The organism is Marinobacterium sp. xm-d-564 (assembly GCF_013283345.1).
Classification (GTDB): Bacteria; Pseudomonadota; Gammaproteobacteria; order Pseudomonadales; family Balneatricaceae; genus Marinobacterium_E.
Map to the genome: position 1 here is coordinate 46847 of NZ_WBYO01000002.1, position 16629 is coordinate 63475.

Consider the following 16629-nt stretch of genomic DNA (forward strand, 5'->3'; position numbering starts at 1 on the left):
ATGGAGTTAATCTCCGCTAGTTAATCGAGGACAACATGTCTCAATCACTTGCATTGGTCTTCCCAGGCCAAGGTTCACAATCACTCGGTATGTTGAGTGATCTAGCTGCACAGCACTCTATTATCACGGATACGTTTAAAGAGGCTTCTGAAGCCTTAGGTCAGGATCTTTGGGCTATTGCTCAAGAGGGGCCTGAAGCGGTTCTTAATAGCACTGAGAATACACAACCTGTTCTGCTGACTTCGAGTGTTGCTCTGTGGCGTCTATGGCAACAGCAGGGTGGTGAAGCTCCATCAGTAGTCGCAGGCCACTCGTTGGGTGAATACTCTGCACTAGTTTGTGCTGGTGCTATCTCTTTGGCTGACGGTGTGCGTTTAGTTCGCCTTCGTGGCGAATTGATGCAGGCTGCGGTTCCTGCTGGTACTGGGGCGATGGCGGCAATTCTTGGTCTTGATGACGCGGCTGTTGTGGCTGCTTGTGAGCAAGCCGCTCAAGGTGCAGTGGTCTCTGCAGTTAACTTTAACTGCCCAGGTCAGGTCGTAATTGCCGGTGAGAAAGCAGCGGTTGAGCGTGGTGTGGAAGCTTGTAAAGAGTCGGGTGCTAAACGTGCAATAGAGCTACCTGTATCGGTGCCTTCTCACTGTGCTTTGATGCAGCCAGCAGCTGAGAAGTTGGCTGAAGCATTGGCAAAGATTGAGATTACACTGCCAGCGATTAAACTCATTCACAACGTCAATGCATCGACCTGTGAAGATGTTGCTGAATTGCGTGATCTGTTGGTGCAGCAGCTGTACAGTCCAGTGCGTTGGACTGAGAGCGTACAAGCAATGTTAGCACTGGGTGTTGATCGCACCGTTGAGTGTGGTCCAGGTAAAGTTCTGTCGGGTCTGAATAAGAAAGTCGATCGCGCATTAACCGTTTTGAATATTGGTGATTCTGCGGGTCTAGACAAAGCCCTAGAAGCACAAAATAGCTAAGGATTAAAAGATGAGTTTAGAAAATAAAGTTGCGCTAGTAACAGGTGCTACCCGCGGTATCGGTAAAGCGATCGCAGAGAATCTCGCTGCACAGGGCGCTACCGTTCTTGGAACAGCAACGAGTGAAGGTGGTGCTAGTGCAATCACTGAATACTTAGCTGCAGCCGGTAATGCGGGTAAAGGTTATGTACTAAACGTCTCTGATAAAGAGTCGGTTGATGCGGTACTGGCACAGATCCAAGAGGAGTTCGGTGCGGTTACCATTCTGGTCAACAATGCTGGTATTACTAAAGACAACCTGATGATGCGTATGAAGGATGATGAGTGGGATTCTGTGCTGAATACCAATCTTTCGTCAGTCTACCGCATGGTTAAAGGTGTTCTACGCGGCATGACAAAAGCGCGCTGGGGTCGTGTGGTCAGCGTCAGCTCTGTTGTGGCCTCTATGGGTAACGCGGGTCAAGCAAACTACGCAGCAGCTAAAGCAGGTATGGAAGGTTTCTCACGTGCATTGGCTCGTGAATTAGGTAGTCGTAACGTGACGGTCAACTGTGTTGCGCCTGGTTTCATCGATACCGATATGACGGCTGATCTACCTGAAGCACATAAAGAGATGCTGCAGTCTCAGATATCACTGTCACGTCTAGGTAAGCCTGAAGAGATCGCAGCAGTCGTTGGTTTTTTATGCAGCGAATCTGGCGGTTATGTGACCGGTGAAACGATCCAGGTCAACGGTGGTATGTACATGGGTTAAAACCCCCGTTTAGGTGTGGTTTTTTACCGTATAAAAGGTTGTAATTTCCATCAGATAGCGGATAATTGCACCCAGTTAACAATTGTTGCTTATCTTTTATGTAAGCAGCGGTTTTCTAAAATTCCCAAAGTGTCAGTATAGATACAGTGGGCGTTGAAACATTATAGGAATCGATATGAGCAATATTGAAGATCGCGTTAAGAAAATTATCGCCGAGCAACTTGGTGTTAAAGAAGAAGAAGTGACTAACGAAGCTTCTTTCGTAGAAGACCTCGGTGCTGATTCACTTGACACTGTTGAACTAGTAATGGCTCTTGAAGAGGAATTCGAAACTGAAATTCCTGATGAAGAAGCTGAGAAAATCACTACAGTTCAGCTAGCAATCGACTACGTTAACGCTAACCAGTAATCGGTTCTACGTACGTTCGAAAAGCCGCACCTGCCTAGAGTAGTTGCGGCTTTTCTTTTATTAGCCCATCGGAGAGTTTTAGATGTCGCGCAATCGAGTTGTAGTCACAGGTCTTGGTCTATTAACACCTGTTGGTCAAACGGTCGATGACACTTGGTCAAATATTCTTGCGGGAAAGAGTGGTGCAGGCCCAATTGAGCATTTTGATGCTTCGGCTTTCAGCACACGTTTCTCATCATCTGTTAAAGATTTTCAACTAGAGCCTTACCTCAACCCTAAAGAGGCTCGTAAGATGGATCTGTTCATTCAATACGGCATGGTGGCTGCTATTCAAGCAGTTGAAGATTCCGGTATTGAAGTCTCAGAAGAGAATGCACCACGCATTGGTTGTGCCATTGGCTCCGGCATCGGTGGTCTACCAATGATTGAAAACACACACGACATACTGAATAAGTCAGGCCCTCGTCGAGTCTCTCCATTTTTCGTTCCTGGCAGTATCATCAATATGATCGCAGGTAACCTAGCCATTAAATATGGCTTCCGTGGACCGAATATTGCGATCACAACCGCCTGTACAACCGGTACCCACAACATTGGTCATGCGATGCGCATGATTCAATACGGTGATGCTGATGTGATGATCGCAGGTGGCTCTGAGATGGCGACAACGCCACTTGGTTTGGGTGGTTTTGCCGCTGCGCGTGCCTTGTCGAGTCGTAACGACGATCCACAAGCAGCAAGTCGTCCTTGGGATCGTGATCGTGATGGGTTTGTGCTGGGTGATGGTGCCGGAATGTTGGTACTTGAGTCCTATGAGCATGCTAAAGCGCGTGGTGCGAAGATCTACTGTGAGTTGAGTGGCTTTGGTATGAGTGATGACGCCTACCACATGACTTCACCACCAGAGGATGGTGCCGGTGCTGCTCTGTCGATGACTAATGCGATTAAAGATTCCGGTCTGAACGTCGATCAAATCAACTACATCAATGCACACGGCACATCGACTCCGGCGGGTGATATTGCGGAATCCAATGCGGCTAAAGCGGTATTGGGAAGCGCTGCTTCAGATGTCCGTATGAGCTCGACTAAATCTATGATTGGTCACCTTTTAGGGGCTGCAGGTGCTGTCGAAGCAGCCTTCTGTGTGCTGGCTCTTCGTGATCAAGTAGCGCCGCCTACGATCAACTTGGATAACCCAAGTGAAGGCTGTGACCTTAACTATGTGGCTCACACGGCCCAAGAGGCGAAGCTATTTGCCGCTATGTCCAACTCATTTGGCTTTGGTGGTACCAACGGTACACTCGTCTTTAACAAGATCTAGCGACGGTTGAGTCGGGTGCCTATCGGCCCCGACTCATACTGATTGCTAATACTCATTGGGTTTAGGTTTGTTAAAACGAACAGTCATAGTATTTGTTGCTTTTTTTATGGTGCTTGCCTCTGTTGGGTGGAGCCAATATCAGTCCGTTCTTGATCTTCCTAAACAGCGTCTAGCGCTCCAGCAACCAACCACCTTGACGGTTCCTACTGGCTATACGGCCTCACGCTTGGTTCAAGAGCTATCCGATCGTCACTGGTTGGATGAGCCGTTCAAACTTAAGTTACTGTTTAAGCTTCAGCCAGAACTCACCAAGTTGCGCAGCGGCGAGTATGAGGTAAGGGTGGGTGATACCCTAGAGACCCTGCTTGATCGTCTCATATCGGGTCGATCTGTGCAGTATCGAGTGACCCTTATTGAGGGGGCAACCGTTAAAGAGATGCTGGCCTCTCTTGCAGACAATGAACTGCTTGAGAAAACATTGAGTGCTACGGATGCCGCCAGTTTGTCGACTGAACTGGGCCTCAATGTCGATTCATCTGAAGGCCTATTTTTAGCCGAGACCTACTATTTTGAGCGGGGTACAACGGACAAAGAACTGCTGCTTCGTGCACACAGAATGCTTAATGATGTGTTAGATAAGCATTGGCAGAGTCGTGATATAACATTGCCGCTTGAGAGTTCCTACGAAGCCCTTATTCTGGCATCTATCATCGAGAAAGAGACGGGTTTGAGTAGTGAGCGGGGGCAGATCTCGGGTGTCTTCATTCGTCGTCTGAATCGGGGTATGCGACTGCAGACCGATCCAACCGTGATCTATGGCTTAGGTGAGCGTTATCAGGGCAATCTGACACGTAAGCATTTAAAAGAGTCGACACCCTATAACACTTATAGAATTCCAGCGCTCCCTCCTACGCCAATTGCATTGGTAGGGGAGGATGCGATTGTCGCAGCGCTTAATCCTGAGCCTGGTAAGGCGCTCTATTTTGTCGCCAAAGGTGACGGTTCGCACCAGTTTTCAGATACACTAGAGCAACACAATCGCGCCGTAAGAGAGTATCAATTGAAACGTCGCAAAGATTATCGTTCTACACCAGAGGCCAACTAATGCAAGGCAAGTTCATTACACTCGAAGGTGGTGAAGGGGTCGGTAAAACGACCAACTTAGACTACATTCAAGACTGTCTCGAATCGTCGGGTATCGATCTGGTCGTGACACGTGAACCGGGTGGAACTGAATTGGCTGAACAGGTTCGTGAGCTGCTTTTGACCCCGCGATCTGAATCGATGTCCGAGATGACAGAACTCCTTCTTGTCTTTGCTGCTCGAGCACAGCATGTTGAGACCCTCATTAAACCCGCTTTGGCTGAAGGTAAATGGGTGCTTTGTGATCGTTTTATCGATGCGACTCATGCTTATCAGGGTGGTGGCCGAGCGATGAATCAAACGACTATTGATCAGCTAGAGTCGTTGGTGTTGTCCGATCTTCAACCCGACTTAACCCTACTGCTAGACCTACCGGTTGAGGTAGGTATGAGCCGTGCGCGTGCACGAGCTGCGCTCGATCGCTTCGAGCAAGAGGAGATGAGCTTCTTTGGTCGGGTACGCGATCGTTACCTAGAGCGTGCAGCGGCTTCAAACGGACGCATTCGAATTATTGATGCAGAGCCTTCCATTCCTCAGGTTCAAGCCCAAATTGCGGCGGTGCTGCGTGAGTTTGGAGTTGCCTTGTGAGCATTCTTCCTTGGCAGGCAGAGTATTGGCAGCGTATTGATCAGTTGATCGCTGATAATAAATTACCTCATGCGCTGCTATTGGCTGGGCATAAAGGGGTGGGTAAACGTGCGTTTGCTGAGCACCTCGCTAAACGCTTGCTCTGTAATAACCCTAGGGGTTCAGAACCCTGTGGTCAGTGTAAAACCTGTGAGCTGATTCAGCACGAAACGCATCCGGATCTGCTTCACCTTTCACCTGAAGAGGCCGGCAAGGTGATCAAAGTTGATCAGGTGCGCGAAACCATTGATCGCTTGCACGGCACTGCGCAGCAGGGTGGTTATCGCGTCTTGATCATCGATCCTGCAGAAGAGATGAATATCTCTGCGGCCAATGCTCTGTTGAAAACCCTCGAAGAACCTGGCAATAACACACTCATTCTGTTGATTGTTCACCAGTTAGGTCAAGTGATGCCGACCATTCGTAGTCGTTGTCAAAGAGTTGAATTTAGCCTGCCTGAAGCCGGTTTGGCGACCGATTGGTTGGCCGAAAAGCTTCAGCTACCACCGGAAAAAGCCAAAGGTTACTTGGGGTTAGCGCAAGGAGCTCCATTAACAGCTTACGAATGGAAGTCCGGCGGTGCGATTGATCTTCGTGCCAATTTTCTGGGTGGCTTGGCCGATCTGTTGCGTGCACGAGTCAGCCCAGTCGCCTTGGCAGAGAAATACCAAAAAGAGGATCTGCGTCTGCCTCTAATTTGGTGGCAATCTCTGTTGGGTGATATTGTTAGAATTCAGATGGCGCAGGATGAACAGCCTCGTATCAACTTGGATATGCGTAAGATGGTGGATTCAGTTGCAAAACAGGCGAATGCAAGCCGTGTACTGAAACTCTATGAGTCAGTTCAAGTTGAATTAAACGCGATCCAACGCCACCTAAACCCCAATAAGCAGCTACTATTAGAGAAACTGTTTTTTGATTGGAAAGAGTTGAGTGTTAAGTAATGGTTGAGACAGTTAAATCAGAAAATCACGGCATCCTCGGTCTCGTTATACATACGAAAGAGGATCTCTATCGTGCTTACATGCCGTTTTTAGAGCGTGGTGGTCTGTTTATACCAACCAAAGATCAGTACGAGCTAGGCGAAGAGATCTTTCTACTACTATCGTTAATGGGGGAGCCTGATAAGATCCCTGTCACCGGCAAAGTGGTTTGGCAAACACCCAAGAATGCGCAGGGCGGTAAAGTGCCGGGGATTGGCATTCAACTCTCATCTGACGAGACTGAGCTGCTTAAGAAGATTGATACCTACCTTGCGGGTGCACACGAATCGGGCCGTCAAACCCTTACCATTTAATTTTCATCGTTTTCAAAGTTTACAATCATGTTCATCGATTCTCATTGTCACTTAGACCGTTTAGATCTCTCCAAACATAACGATTCACTGACTGAGCTGCTTAATGATGCGCGTCAACGCGGTGTATCTAAAATGCTCTGTGTCGGTATCGATATGAATCTCTACCCTGCGATGTTGGAGGCGATAGAGGGACAGTCTGATGTCTACGCTTCGGTTGGCATTCACCCATGCCACGTCGAAGAGAGTCCTTGGGATGAAGCTCAGATTCGCCATGCCGTTGCGGCTAATCAGCGTGTCGTTGCCTTAGGTGAGACTGGACTCGATTTCTTCTATAAGACGGATACCAAAGAGCAGCAGGTAGAGAGTTTTGCTAACCACTTAAAGCTGGGAAGTGAGTTGGATCTCCCCGTCATCATTCACACACGTGAAGCGAGAGAAGAGACGCTTGAGGTGATGCAGGAGCATGCGGATCCAAAGACTGCTGGGGTGATGCACTGTTTTACAGAGACGATGGAGATGGCGATGCGCTCAATTGAGCTCGGCTTTATGATCTCTTTCTCAGGCATTATCACCTTTAAGAACGCCGCAGATCTTCGCGAGGTCGTTAAAGCGGTTCCATTGGATAAGTTCCTCATTGAGACCGATTCACCCTATCTAGCGCCTGTACCTTATCGCGGTAAACCGAACCAACCAGGTTACGTCGCAGAAGTCGCACAGTGCGTTGCTGATCTTAAAGGGCTACGAGTAGAAGAGGTGGCTGAACGTTCAGCGGCTAACTTCCACCGCCTGTTCAAAAAAGCGGTTTAGATAACCTACAGACAGTTGTCCGGTTTAGGCAGTCCTGCAATCAGGGCAATACGTTTAACCGGGCTACCCTCGCCAGGAAAGAGCTGCATTAGGTAGATACTTTTCCCTTTATCAGCCCCCAGATGCAGTGTGGTGTATTTGATGAACGGACGCATCGCAGGGGATAGTTCAAACTCTTGATAGAACTGACGCATCAGGTCAATCAATTCCCAGTGAGCTTCTGTAAGCTCTAGATCAATGCTCTCTGCAAAGGACTCAGCCAGCTCAACATTCCACTGAGTTAAATTTTCTAGGTACCCTTCGGCATCCAATGGGTAGCTAACACCGTTAACCAGCAGATCACTCATTAGAACCAACTCACAGAGCGCGGATACTGAATCGTCAGATCGACAAACCCACCATCGCTACAGGTCGGTAATGAACTAACGACCCCACGAGCCTGGCAATCGCACTCTAAAACCGTCGCGGGGCAGGGTAGTTCTTGTAATGAACGGCTTAAGCCTTCAGAAGCCCAGTAGACGCCATTTTCGATAAGAAGTAGATGATCATCAGCCTGCAGTAGCTCAAGGCATGCCTGAAGCTTGTTGGGGCTGTTAGGCGGTGTATTGACGATGTAGAGAGTGCCTCTGATCTTGTCGTTGGAGCTAGACATGGAAAATATGATCCTGTTGGCGAATGAGTAGTGCGATCTCAGAACGACTCAACGCTTTTGCCGGCAGAGCAAGCTTGTCTTGAGTAATGCCTCGCTCCTCTAAAGAGTCAGCACAATAGAACAGATCCTCTACATCGTAGAGCGGAAGCGCCTGCTGCATGGCGGAAAGGTTTTTCTGCTCTATCACTGCTGGGTTTTGATCCGGTAGCAGTTGGAACACGCCATCACCCTGAAACAGAAGAGAGACCTTCTGATCAAACAGAGCGGCAGCCAGTGCAAGGTCAGTTGCCTCTCGGGCTTGAGCGCTTCCATAAGGTGCTGAAGAGGTGATCACAAGAAACTGTTTCATGAACCAGCCCCAAAGGTAACGACACGGTCAGATTCCACCGCACTGGCGACTAGCTGCCCCAGACCCGATAGATCATAGCCGTCCGCTAAATTGTCACCCGTCTTGCTGTAGCGGCTACTCTCCGCTGAGTTAATAACCCCACGCCGTACCGCCGCCGCAATGCAGACAACAGCATCCAGTGAGTGTTGAGTAACAAACTGCTGCCACTGCTCAGGCAGGTTTAACTCATCTTGCGGAGCAACACTGTGACTGGTCGCATTGTGAACCCCAGCACCATAAAAAAATAGGCGCTCAATGCTATGACCCGCCTTCAAAAGCGCACGAGCAAAGCGCAAAGCGGTATAGCTGCTCTGATGATCGATCGGCGCGGATTGAATGATGAGGGTGTATTTCATGGAGAGAATTCTAACAACTTATTTTTGATAGGCACATCTTTGTGGGTGTTTTGTTATTGAAGATCAAAAGCGAATACCCAGCCTAAAGGCTGGCCATTGGCACTCTCGATCGGACGTGGACGACTGGCATGAAGTTCGAATCTGGCAATGTTGGAGCGGTCTTGAAAAGGCCGCGATGTGTATTAACGTGAATTTAGCTAACGGCACCAGTGACTGGCTTCAGCCTGTCATCTGCTTTATCGGTGTTTTCCAGATTGGCAGTAAAGTCTACCAGCGGTTGACAGGCTGAAGGCCAGTTAAGTCCAGGGATGGTCTATATGCAGTCATTGCAGGAGCAAATTACTGCCACCGAAAAGATCGCCACATCTTCGATATGCCTCCAACAAAAAATCCCCGCTATTGCGGGGATTTTAAAAGAAACTCAAACAACAAATTAGTCGTCGTTAAACGCACCCACTAGGCTCAGTAGGTGAACAAACAAGTTGTAGACGTTTAGGTAGAGACCCACCGTCGCCATGATGTAGTTAGTGTAGGTACCGTTGATGATGTTGCTTGTATCGTACAGAAGGAAACCTGCCATTAGGAATACAACCGCGGCAGAGAAGGCAAGCTGCATGCCTGATACATCCACACCGAACAGAGGCAGAATGAACATCGCAAGCATCGCTACGATCAGTACGATAGAGCCCGCAGCTAGGAATCCACCCATGAAGCTGAAATCACGGCGGCTAGACATGACGTAGCCAGTTAGACCGAAGAAGGTTACTGCAGTCATACCCAGAGCCGTCGCTACAATTTGACCGCCATTAGGAAGTGCTAGGTAGGAGTTAAGGATAGGGCCTAGACCAAAACCCATTAGACCTGTGAAAAGGAAGGTCAGTGGGAGTGCAGCGGCTGTATTCTGCTTCTTGTTGATGACAAAAAGCATAATGAAGCTGACAATGATGCTTCCTAGGTAGACGATAAACGGTGGGTTGATCGCCATAGAGATAACGGCAGTGACGGTACTGAATACCATGGTCATCGCAAGCAACATGTATGTGTTGCGAATCATTTTATTGGTATCGCGTACGGCACCCTGTGCTTGTGTGTTGATACTGTCGTAAGTGGCCATAATGTCCTCTTCTCGTTGCTGGTTTGGTTCGGTTTATTTCAACCTGAACGCTTTAGTTTTATAGCTATCTATAATGTTGAGCATTTTACTCAAGATTTCAAGTTTTTAGTTATGATTTTTAACCTTAACCCCCAGTAAATATGGGGCTTTTAAGTAATATCGAATGGTTCGAAGTGGATGCTTAAATGCTTCAATGTCGGTACAATTCTGCAATAAATTTTTATTAAAGGGTTGTTCGGTTTGGCACAAGCACACGAGAGTTTTCAATTTATCCGTTCAGAAATGATCAACTCGCTCGGTATCGAGATGAGTGAGTATGAGCACAAGGCGACAGGGGCTAAGCACTTCCACCTTGCAACTGACTATGATGAAAACGTCTTTTTAGTGGCCTTCAGAACCATGCCTGAAGATTCAACCGGGGTGGCTCATATCCTCGAACATACAGCGCTTTGTGGTAGTGAGCGTTTTCCTGTTCGTGATCCCTTCTTCATGATGACTCGCCGTTCACTGAATACCTTCATGAACGCGTTTACCAGCAGCGATTGGACTGCGTACCCCTTTGCCAGCCAGAACCGTAAAGACTTTTTCAATCTCTTGGATGTCTATCTTGATGCTGCATTTTTCCCGCGTCTCGACCCATTAGATTTTGCGCAAGAGGGACACCGTGTAGAGCTAGCGGAAGCGGGTAATCCAGAGTCGGACCTGCTCTTTAAAGGAGTCGTATTCAACGAGATGAAGGGGGCCATGAGCTCAACCACATCGGTGCTGTGGCAAACGGTATCTAAATACCTGTTTCCAACGACGACCTACCACTACAACTCGGGTGGTGAACCTGCGGATATTCCGGATCTGACCTACGATCAGTTAAAAGCCTTTCATGAGACCCACTATCACCCAAGTAATGCCATTGTCATGACCTTTGGTGATATTCCCGTTGAAGAATTACAGCGTCGCTTTGAAGAGCAGGCGTTTAATCGTTTTGAACGACTCGATGCTGAATTGAGTGTGGCCGATGAGAAGCGTTACTTTGCCCCGATCAAGGTAGAAGAGGCCTACCCACTCGATCAGGGTGAGATAGAGGGGAAGACCCATCATGTCATTGGTTGGTTAACCAAGCCTTCGATCGATCTTAAGGCAGAGCTTGAGGGGCAACTTCTGTCACGCGTTCTGTTGGATAATTCCAGTTCACCCCTGCGAGCCGCTCTAGAGTCAACAGATTTAGGAGCTGCACCTTCACCGCTTTGTGGTATCGAGGACTCTAATCGCGAAATGTCATTCCTCTGTGGTATTGAGGGGAGTGAGCCTGAGCGAGCGGCGCAGTTTGAACAGTTGGTGTTGGATACGCTGCAAGAGGTGGTTGATCAGGGTGTTGATCCATCCGTTGTGGCCGCCCAACTGCACCAGTTGGAGCTTCAGCAACGTGAAATCACTGGTGATCACTACCCCTTTGGTATGTCGCTGATACTAGCTTCTCTATCAAATGCGATTCACCGTGGTGATGCCATTGCGAGCCTCAATATTGACTCTGTTCTGGATCAACTACGAGAGGAGATTAAAGACCCTCAGTTCATTCCGAATCTAGTAAAAACTTGGTTGCTCGATAATCCGCACCGTGTGCTACTCACTCTAAGGCCTGATACCGAACTGAGTCAGCGTAAAGATCAGGCTGAGGCGGATCGTCTGGCCCAATACAAACAGAGTTTGAGTCGTGAAGCGTTAGAGTCGATCGGTGCGCTCGCTAAACAGCTCGAAGAGCGTCAAACCCAAGCCGATGACCCTTCACTGCTGCCAAAAGTGACCTTAGAGGATGTTCCTGTTGAATGTCACTTCCCGGTAGGTGATCAGGTCAATGATTCCACTACTTGGTTTACAGCCGGCACCAATGGCATCGTCTACCAACAGCTGCTGTTTGATCTGCCAGAACTAACGGCAAGGCAGCAGACCCTTCTACCACTCTACACTCAGTGTCTAACGGAATTGGGTAGTGCTGGCCGAACCTACAAAGAGCACCAGGCATTGGAGAGTGCCATCAGTGGTGGAATCTCAGCTTCTATCAATGCGCGAGCGGCGACCGATGATGCGACACAACTGCGCGCTATCCTGATCTTATCCGGCAAAGGGTTGGTTGTTAATCAAGCGGCACTCTCTGAGTTGATGGCCGATATGTTGGTTTCAGCACCTTTTAATGAGACGGCTCGTATTGCTGAGTTGCTAAACCAGAACGCGTCTCGAAAAGAGCAGTCTGTTACTGGGCAGGGTCACTCGTTAGCGATTTTGGCCGCCAGTGCAGGTCTAGCACCTGGGGCCGGTTTCTCACACGCCTCTAGAGGTTTGCCATCGATTAAATTGGCCCGTGAGTTGGCTGATCAATCCAGTGATGAAAGCCAGTTGAACGCCCTGGCTGAAGAGCTTAGAGGCATTCACCAAGCAATAATGGCCTCTAGCCCTAAAGCGCTGTTAGTGGCTGATTCAGAGCATAAAGAGAGCTGTCTGCGCCAGTTTGAAAAAGAGTTCGCGCGTCTATCCTCTGGTTCGGTCGATAAGCCTTTCCAAGTATCGGCTGAAGCGTCAGTGAAGCAGCAGGCTTGGATTGTTAATACACAGGTAAACTTCTGTGCCAAGGTCTTCAGGACCGTTACTGTTGCGCATCCAGATGCCGCCGCGTTGACCGTTGCTGGTGAGATTCTCCGCAACGGTTACCTGCATCGTGCCATTCGAGAGCAGGGTGGTGCTTACGGTTCGGGTGCTAGCCAAGACAGTGGTGACGGGCTATTCCGTTTCTACAGCTACCGTGATCCAAACAGCATCGAGACGATCAACCATTTCGATCAATCAGTGGCTTGGTTGCTTGACGGTGGTGCGGATTCTGAAAAGTTGGAAGAGGCAATCTTGGGTGTGATCAGTTCGATCGATAAACCGGGTTCACCGGCTGGCGAAGCTAAAGCGACTCACCTGAATGCGCTCTTTGGCCGTACACCGGAACAACGCATGGAGTATCGCTCAAGAGTGTTAGCTGTCACCTTAGGTGATATTGAGCGCGTCGTTAATCAGTATCTATCAAACCCTGAAGAGGGCTATGAAGCGATTGTGACCAGCGCTAAAACGGCAGAGACTCTCTCTGACGACTACCAGCGATTCTCGTTGTGAGTGAGCAGGGGGCGAACCAGCTCTTAAAAGGAGTTCTGTTAGTTATTTTTGCAGAAGCTGTCTTGGTGGCTACCGGTGTGTTAATTCGAACCGTTGCTGAGGCGCTCTCGGTTGCACAGTTGGTCTTCTTACGAAACGCCTTTGGTCTGCTCATTATGCTACCACTGGTGTTGGGTGCGAAGGGGATCTCGCTGAAAACCTCACGCATCAACCTTCATTTGGGTAGGGCTCTGGTTGGTGTCTCTGCTATGTCCTGTCTCTACTATGGCTGGACCCATCTTCCTCTGGGTACGGCAGCCCTATTAAAACAGACGGCACCGCTGTTCATGCCACTGCTGGCGCTCTGGTTCTTGAAAGAGAAGATCCACCCCATTCTTTTTTGGTCCCTACCGATCGGGTTTGTTGGGGTAGCACTAGTCCTTAATCCGGCCAATGCCGGTTTGCAACTGGCAGTATTGATAGGCCTTGCTGGTGCTGTGCTGGGGGCTCAAGCAAAAATTTTCGTGCGTAAAATGAAAGATACAGAACCCTCTCGCAGGGTGGTCTTCTACTTCTCGCTATTTGCGTCACTATTCAGTGCACCCTTTGCACTGCAGGGGTGGGTGGCACTGGGCTGGTTTGAGTTAGCGGGTGTTATTGGAATCGCTGCGCTATCGACCTTGGCGCAACTCTCAATGACTAAGGCATACCATAGCGCCCCCGCTGGTTATCTTGGGCCATTCACCTACAGCTCAGTCATCATAGCCAGTCTGGTCGGTTGGTTGTTGTGGGATGAGACTCTAGCAACCTTAACGATTGCCGGTATGGGGTTAATTGTGTTGGGTGGGGTGATGACGTTGAAAGCGAAAGCGTAGGATTGGCAGTATGCCGGTGACTGGTATTCAGCCTGTCACCCGCTCTTTTAGTTTACTGCCAAGCTCTGCACGTAATTTAAAAGCGGATGACAGGCTTCAGCCTGTCACCAGTACGTTGGAGCCTTATCGAAGATGAGGCGATCTTTTTCGCGACCTTTTCAAGATCGCTCCAACAAAAAAACCGCGGCAAGCCGCGGTTTTTTTATTCACGCTAACCCTTAGGCATCGATGATGCTGTTTAGAGTCTCACTTGGGCGCATAACCTTAGTTACAACGTCTAGCGGTGCATGGTAGTAACCCTGAAGATCCGCTGGGTTGCCTTGAACGGCTGCTAGCTCTTCTAGGATTTTCGCTTCGTTAGCGCTTAGGTCTTCAGCAACTTTAGCGAAGGTTGCTGCTAGCTCTTTATCTTCTTCCTGCTGTGCAAGTTCCTGTGCCCAGTAAAGGCCTAGGTAGAAGTGGCTTCCGCGGTTGTCCAGTTCACCAGTACGACGAGAAGGTGACTTACCACGCTCAAGTAGTGTTTCAGTTGCACGATCGAGTGCTGCTGCAAGAACTTTAGCACGTGGTTTGTTCTCTTTGATGCCTAGCTCTTCTAGTGAGACACCGATTGCAAGGAATTCACCTAAAGAGTCCCAACGTAGGTGGTTCTCTTCGACAACCTGCTGTACGTGCTTAGGTGCAGAACCACCAGCGCCTGTTTCGTACATACCGCCGCCCGCAAGCATTGGAACAACGGATAGCATCTTAGCAGAAGTGCCTAGCTCCATGATTGGGAATAGGTCGGTTAGGTAGTCACGAAGTACGTTACCGGTAACAGAGATGGTATCCATGCCACGGATTAGACGCTCACAAGTAGAGCGCATCGCGCGTACGTAAGACATGATGCGAAGATCTAGACCTTCAGTGTCGTGTTCTTGTAGGTAGAGTTCTACCTTCTTACGAAGTTCACGGTCGTGGGCACGTTCAGCGTCTAGCCAGAAGATCGCAGGAGTGTCTGATTGACGTGAACGAGTCACAGCCAATTTAACCCAGTCACGGATCGCAGCATCTTTGGTCTGACACGCACGCCAGATATCACCTTTCTCAACTTTGTGGCCCATCAATACAGTGCCGTCTTCAGCAACGACGCGCATGATGCCATCCTCTTCCATTTCGAAGGTCTTATCGTGCGAACCGTACTCTTCCGCTTTCATCGCCATTAGACCGACGTTTGGAACGGTACCCATAGTCGTTGGATCGAACGCACCGTGCGTTTTACAGAAGTTGATCATCTCCTGGTAGATACGAGCGTAAGTCGATTCAGGCATGACCGCTTTAGTGTCTTTAGTCTTGCCGTCAGGGCCCCACATCTTACCTGAGTTACGGATCATCGCAGGCATGGAGGCGTCGACGATAACGTCTGAAGGTACGTGAAGGTTAGTGATGCCTTTAACGGAATCAACCATCGCCATTTCTGGGCGGTGCAGTGCAGCTGCGTGGATATCTTCTAGGATCTCTTCACGCTTAGAGTTAGGCAGTGTTTCAAGCTTATCAAGAATGTTACCCATACCGTTGTTAGGGTTAACACCTAGCTCTTCAAACAGCTCGCCCCACTTGTCCCATACCTCTTTGTAGAAGACAGTCACTGCGTGACCGAAAACGATTGGGTGAGAGACTTTCATCATGGTCGCTTTCACGTGCAGTGACCACATAACACCAGACTCTTTACAGTCTTGAAGTGTCTCTTCGAAGAAGTTGCGTAGCGCTTTAGCGCTCATGAACATGCCGTCAAGTACTTCGCCTTTCTGAAGGTCTAGCTCTTTCTTAACAGTGATGTTGCCATCGCCACAGATGAATTCGATACGGACCTTAGTGTCCTTCTCCATCGTTACAGACTGTTCGCTTGAGAAGAAGTCGCCGCCGTTCATGTAGTCAGCGTGCGTACGTGACGCTTTGCTCCATTGCCCCATGCTGTGTGGGTGCTTGCGTGCAAAGGCTTTAACAGCCGCTGGAGCACGACGGTCTGAGTTACCCTGACGTAGTACAGGGTTAACAGCGGAACCTAGAATCTTAGAGTAACGATCACGGATCTCGATCTCTTTGTCGTTACGTGGCTCATCTGGGAATTCAGGTACGTGGTAGCCCTGGCCCTGAAGTTCAGCAATTGCAGCTTTCAACTGAGGTACAGAGGCTGAGATGTTTGGTAGTTTGATCAGGTTAAGGTTTGGATCAGAGGTCATGTTACCTAGTTGTGCTAGACCGTCTTCAACCTTCTGTTGATCGTTAAGGTACTCGGGGAAAGAGGAGAGGATACGTCCTGCTAGTGAGATGTCGCAGAGTTCAACATTAATGTCTGCGGTTTTAGCAAACTTACGTACGATCGGTAGTAGTGATGCTGTCGCAAGTGCTGGTGCTTCGTCAGTGAGTGTGTAGACGATGGTACTTGGTTTTTTAGCCATTCTAGTCCCCAAATGTTAACGGTAGGATTCCATCAAATTGAAGTTTGTGACCTCAATTTATTTCCTTCGGAATCTGCGGTGATAGTTTCGCAGCGCGCATTATACTGGGGTGTGTAGTTATTTTACAGAGCGGGACTAAGACTTAAGGTGTAGGAGTGCTAGGTCGATTTGGATCAAGTTAAGTCGGGAAAGTTATAAGGTGGTTTGGCGTGGTTTATCCAGAGGTTTTGCTAAGACCGGGTGACTGGCTTTAGCCTGTCATCCGCTGTCTGGTGTTCGCAGAGGTTCTGGAAAACGCTGGTGATGCCGATGACAGGCTAAAGCCAGTCACGGACACTTTGG

Annotated in this window: 17 protein-coding genes; 11 read left to right on the plus strand and 6 right to left on the minus strand. The window is 49.0% G+C overall.

Annotated elements, in window-relative coordinates; genetic code table 11:
- Nucleotides 1-35 precede the first annotated feature (35 nt).
- The 9 genes from fabD (at nt 36) to XMD564_RS02605 (ending at nt 7335) form a co-directional block, all read left to right on the plus strand.
- A complete protein-coding gene (gene fabD, locus XMD564_RS02565) occupies nt 36-977 on the plus strand; it encodes an ACP S-malonyltransferase (protein ID WP_173507741.1) in 942 nt (313 codons plus the stop codon).
- A gap of 10 nt (nt 978-987) precedes the next feature.
- On the plus strand, nt 988-1731 hold the full coding sequence (gene fabG, locus XMD564_RS02570) for a 3-oxoacyl-ACP reductase FabG (RefSeq protein ID WP_173481600.1): 744 nt from the start codon (nt 988-990) through the stop codon (nt 1729-1731).
- Nucleotides 1732-1906: 175 nt separating this feature from the next.
- Nucleotides 1907-2140 carry an acyl carrier protein gene (gene acpP / locus XMD564_RS02575; protein ID WP_173481599.1) on the plus strand — a complete coding sequence of 78 codons (234 nt, stop codon included), beginning with the start codon at nt 1907-1909 and terminating at the stop codon, nt 2138-2140.
- A gap of 82 nt (nt 2141-2222) precedes the next feature.
- Nucleotides 2223-3461: a beta-ketoacyl-ACP synthase II gene (gene fabF, locus XMD564_RS02580; protein ID WP_173481598.1), complete on the plus strand. Its 1239-nt coding sequence runs from the start codon at nt 2223-2225 to the stop codon at nt 3459-3461.
- Between the two features lie 67 nt (nt 3462-3528).
- Nucleotides 3529-4566: an endolytic transglycosylase MltG gene (gene mltG / locus XMD564_RS02585; RefSeq protein WP_173481597.1), complete on the plus strand. Its 1038-nt coding sequence runs from the start codon at nt 3529-3531 to the stop codon at nt 4564-4566.
- On the plus strand, nt 4566-5192 hold the full coding sequence (gene tmk, locus XMD564_RS02590) for a dTMP kinase (protein WP_173483197.1): 627 nt from the start codon (nt 4566-4568) through the stop codon (nt 5190-5192). Before mltG ends, tmk begins: the two co-directional genes overlap by 1 nt.
- Complete coding sequence (locus XMD564_RS02595; RefSeq protein WP_173483196.1) at nt 5189-6175, plus strand: DNA polymerase III subunit delta'; 987 nt, start codon at nt 5189-5191, stop codon at nt 6173-6175. Before tmk ends, XMD564_RS02595 begins: the two co-directional genes overlap by 4 nt.
- Nucleotides 6175-6528 carry a PilZ domain-containing protein gene (locus XMD564_RS02600; protein WP_173481594.1) on the plus strand — a complete coding sequence of 118 codons (354 nt, stop codon included), beginning with the start codon at nt 6175-6177 and terminating at the stop codon, nt 6526-6528. The genes XMD564_RS02595 and XMD564_RS02600 overlap by 1 nt, the downstream gene beginning before the upstream one ends.
- Before the next feature lie 27 nt (nt 6529-6555).
- A complete protein-coding gene (locus XMD564_RS02605; protein ID WP_173495393.1) occupies nt 6556-7335 on the plus strand; it encodes a TatD family hydrolase in 780 nt (259 codons plus the stop codon).
- 5 nt (nt 7336-7340) lie between these two features.
- Here the strand turns inward: XMD564_RS02605 and XMD564_RS02610 are convergent, their stop codons facing one another.
- The 5 genes from XMD564_RS02610 to XMD564_RS02630 form a co-directional block, all read right to left on the minus strand.
- The gene (locus XMD564_RS02610) at nt 7341-7682 is read right to left on the minus strand and encodes a TusE/DsrC/DsvC family sulfur relay protein (RefSeq protein WP_173481592.1); all 342 of its coding nucleotides are present in this window, start codon (nt 7680-7682) and stop codon (nt 7341-7343) included.
- On the minus strand, nt 7682-7987 hold the full coding sequence (tusB, locus tag XMD564_RS02615) for a sulfurtransferase complex subunit TusB (protein ID WP_173495394.1): 306 nt from the start codon (nt 7985-7987) through the stop codon (nt 7682-7684). The genes XMD564_RS02610 and tusB overlap by 1 nt, the downstream gene beginning before the upstream one ends.
- Entirely contained in the window at nt 7980-8336 is a 357-nt protein-coding gene (gene tusC, locus XMD564_RS02620) for a sulfurtransferase complex subunit TusC (protein WP_173481590.1), read from the minus strand. The genes tusB and tusC overlap by 8 nt, the downstream gene beginning before the upstream one ends.
- The gene (gene tusD / locus XMD564_RS02625; RefSeq protein WP_173495395.1) at nt 8333-8731 is read right to left on the minus strand and encodes a sulfurtransferase complex subunit TusD; all 399 of its coding nucleotides are present in this window, start codon (nt 8729-8731) and stop codon (nt 8333-8335) included. The genes tusC and tusD overlap by 4 nt, the downstream gene beginning before the upstream one ends.
- Nucleotides 8732-9164: 433 nt before the next feature.
- Entirely contained in the window at nt 9165-9845 is a 681-nt protein-coding gene (locus tag XMD564_RS02630; RefSeq protein ID WP_173481588.1) for a Bax inhibitor-1/YccA family protein, read from the minus strand.
- 240 nt (nt 9846-10085) lie between these two features.
- On the opposite strand from XMD564_RS02630, the gene XMD564_RS02635 reads away from it, so the two are divergent.
- Both XMD564_RS02635 and XMD564_RS02640 read left to right on the plus strand, forming a co-directional pair.
- The gene (locus tag XMD564_RS02635; RefSeq protein ID WP_371740243.1) at nt 10086-12992 is read left to right on the plus strand and encodes an insulinase family protein; all 2907 of its coding nucleotides are present in this window, start codon (nt 10086-10088) and stop codon (nt 12990-12992) included.
- A complete protein-coding gene (locus tag XMD564_RS02640) occupies nt 12989-13846 on the plus strand; it encodes a DMT family transporter (RefSeq protein WP_173494334.1) in 858 nt (285 codons plus the stop codon). Before XMD564_RS02635 ends, XMD564_RS02640 begins: the two co-directional genes overlap by 4 nt.
- A gap of 218 nt (nt 13847-14064) precedes the next feature.
- On the opposite strand, the gene XMD564_RS02645 is transcribed toward XMD564_RS02640, so the two are convergent.
- On the minus strand, nt 14065-16287 hold the full coding sequence (locus XMD564_RS02645; RefSeq protein WP_173481586.1) for an NADP-dependent isocitrate dehydrogenase: 2223 nt from the start codon (nt 16285-16287) through the stop codon (nt 14065-14067).
- Nucleotides 16288-16629 lie beyond the last annotated feature (342 nt).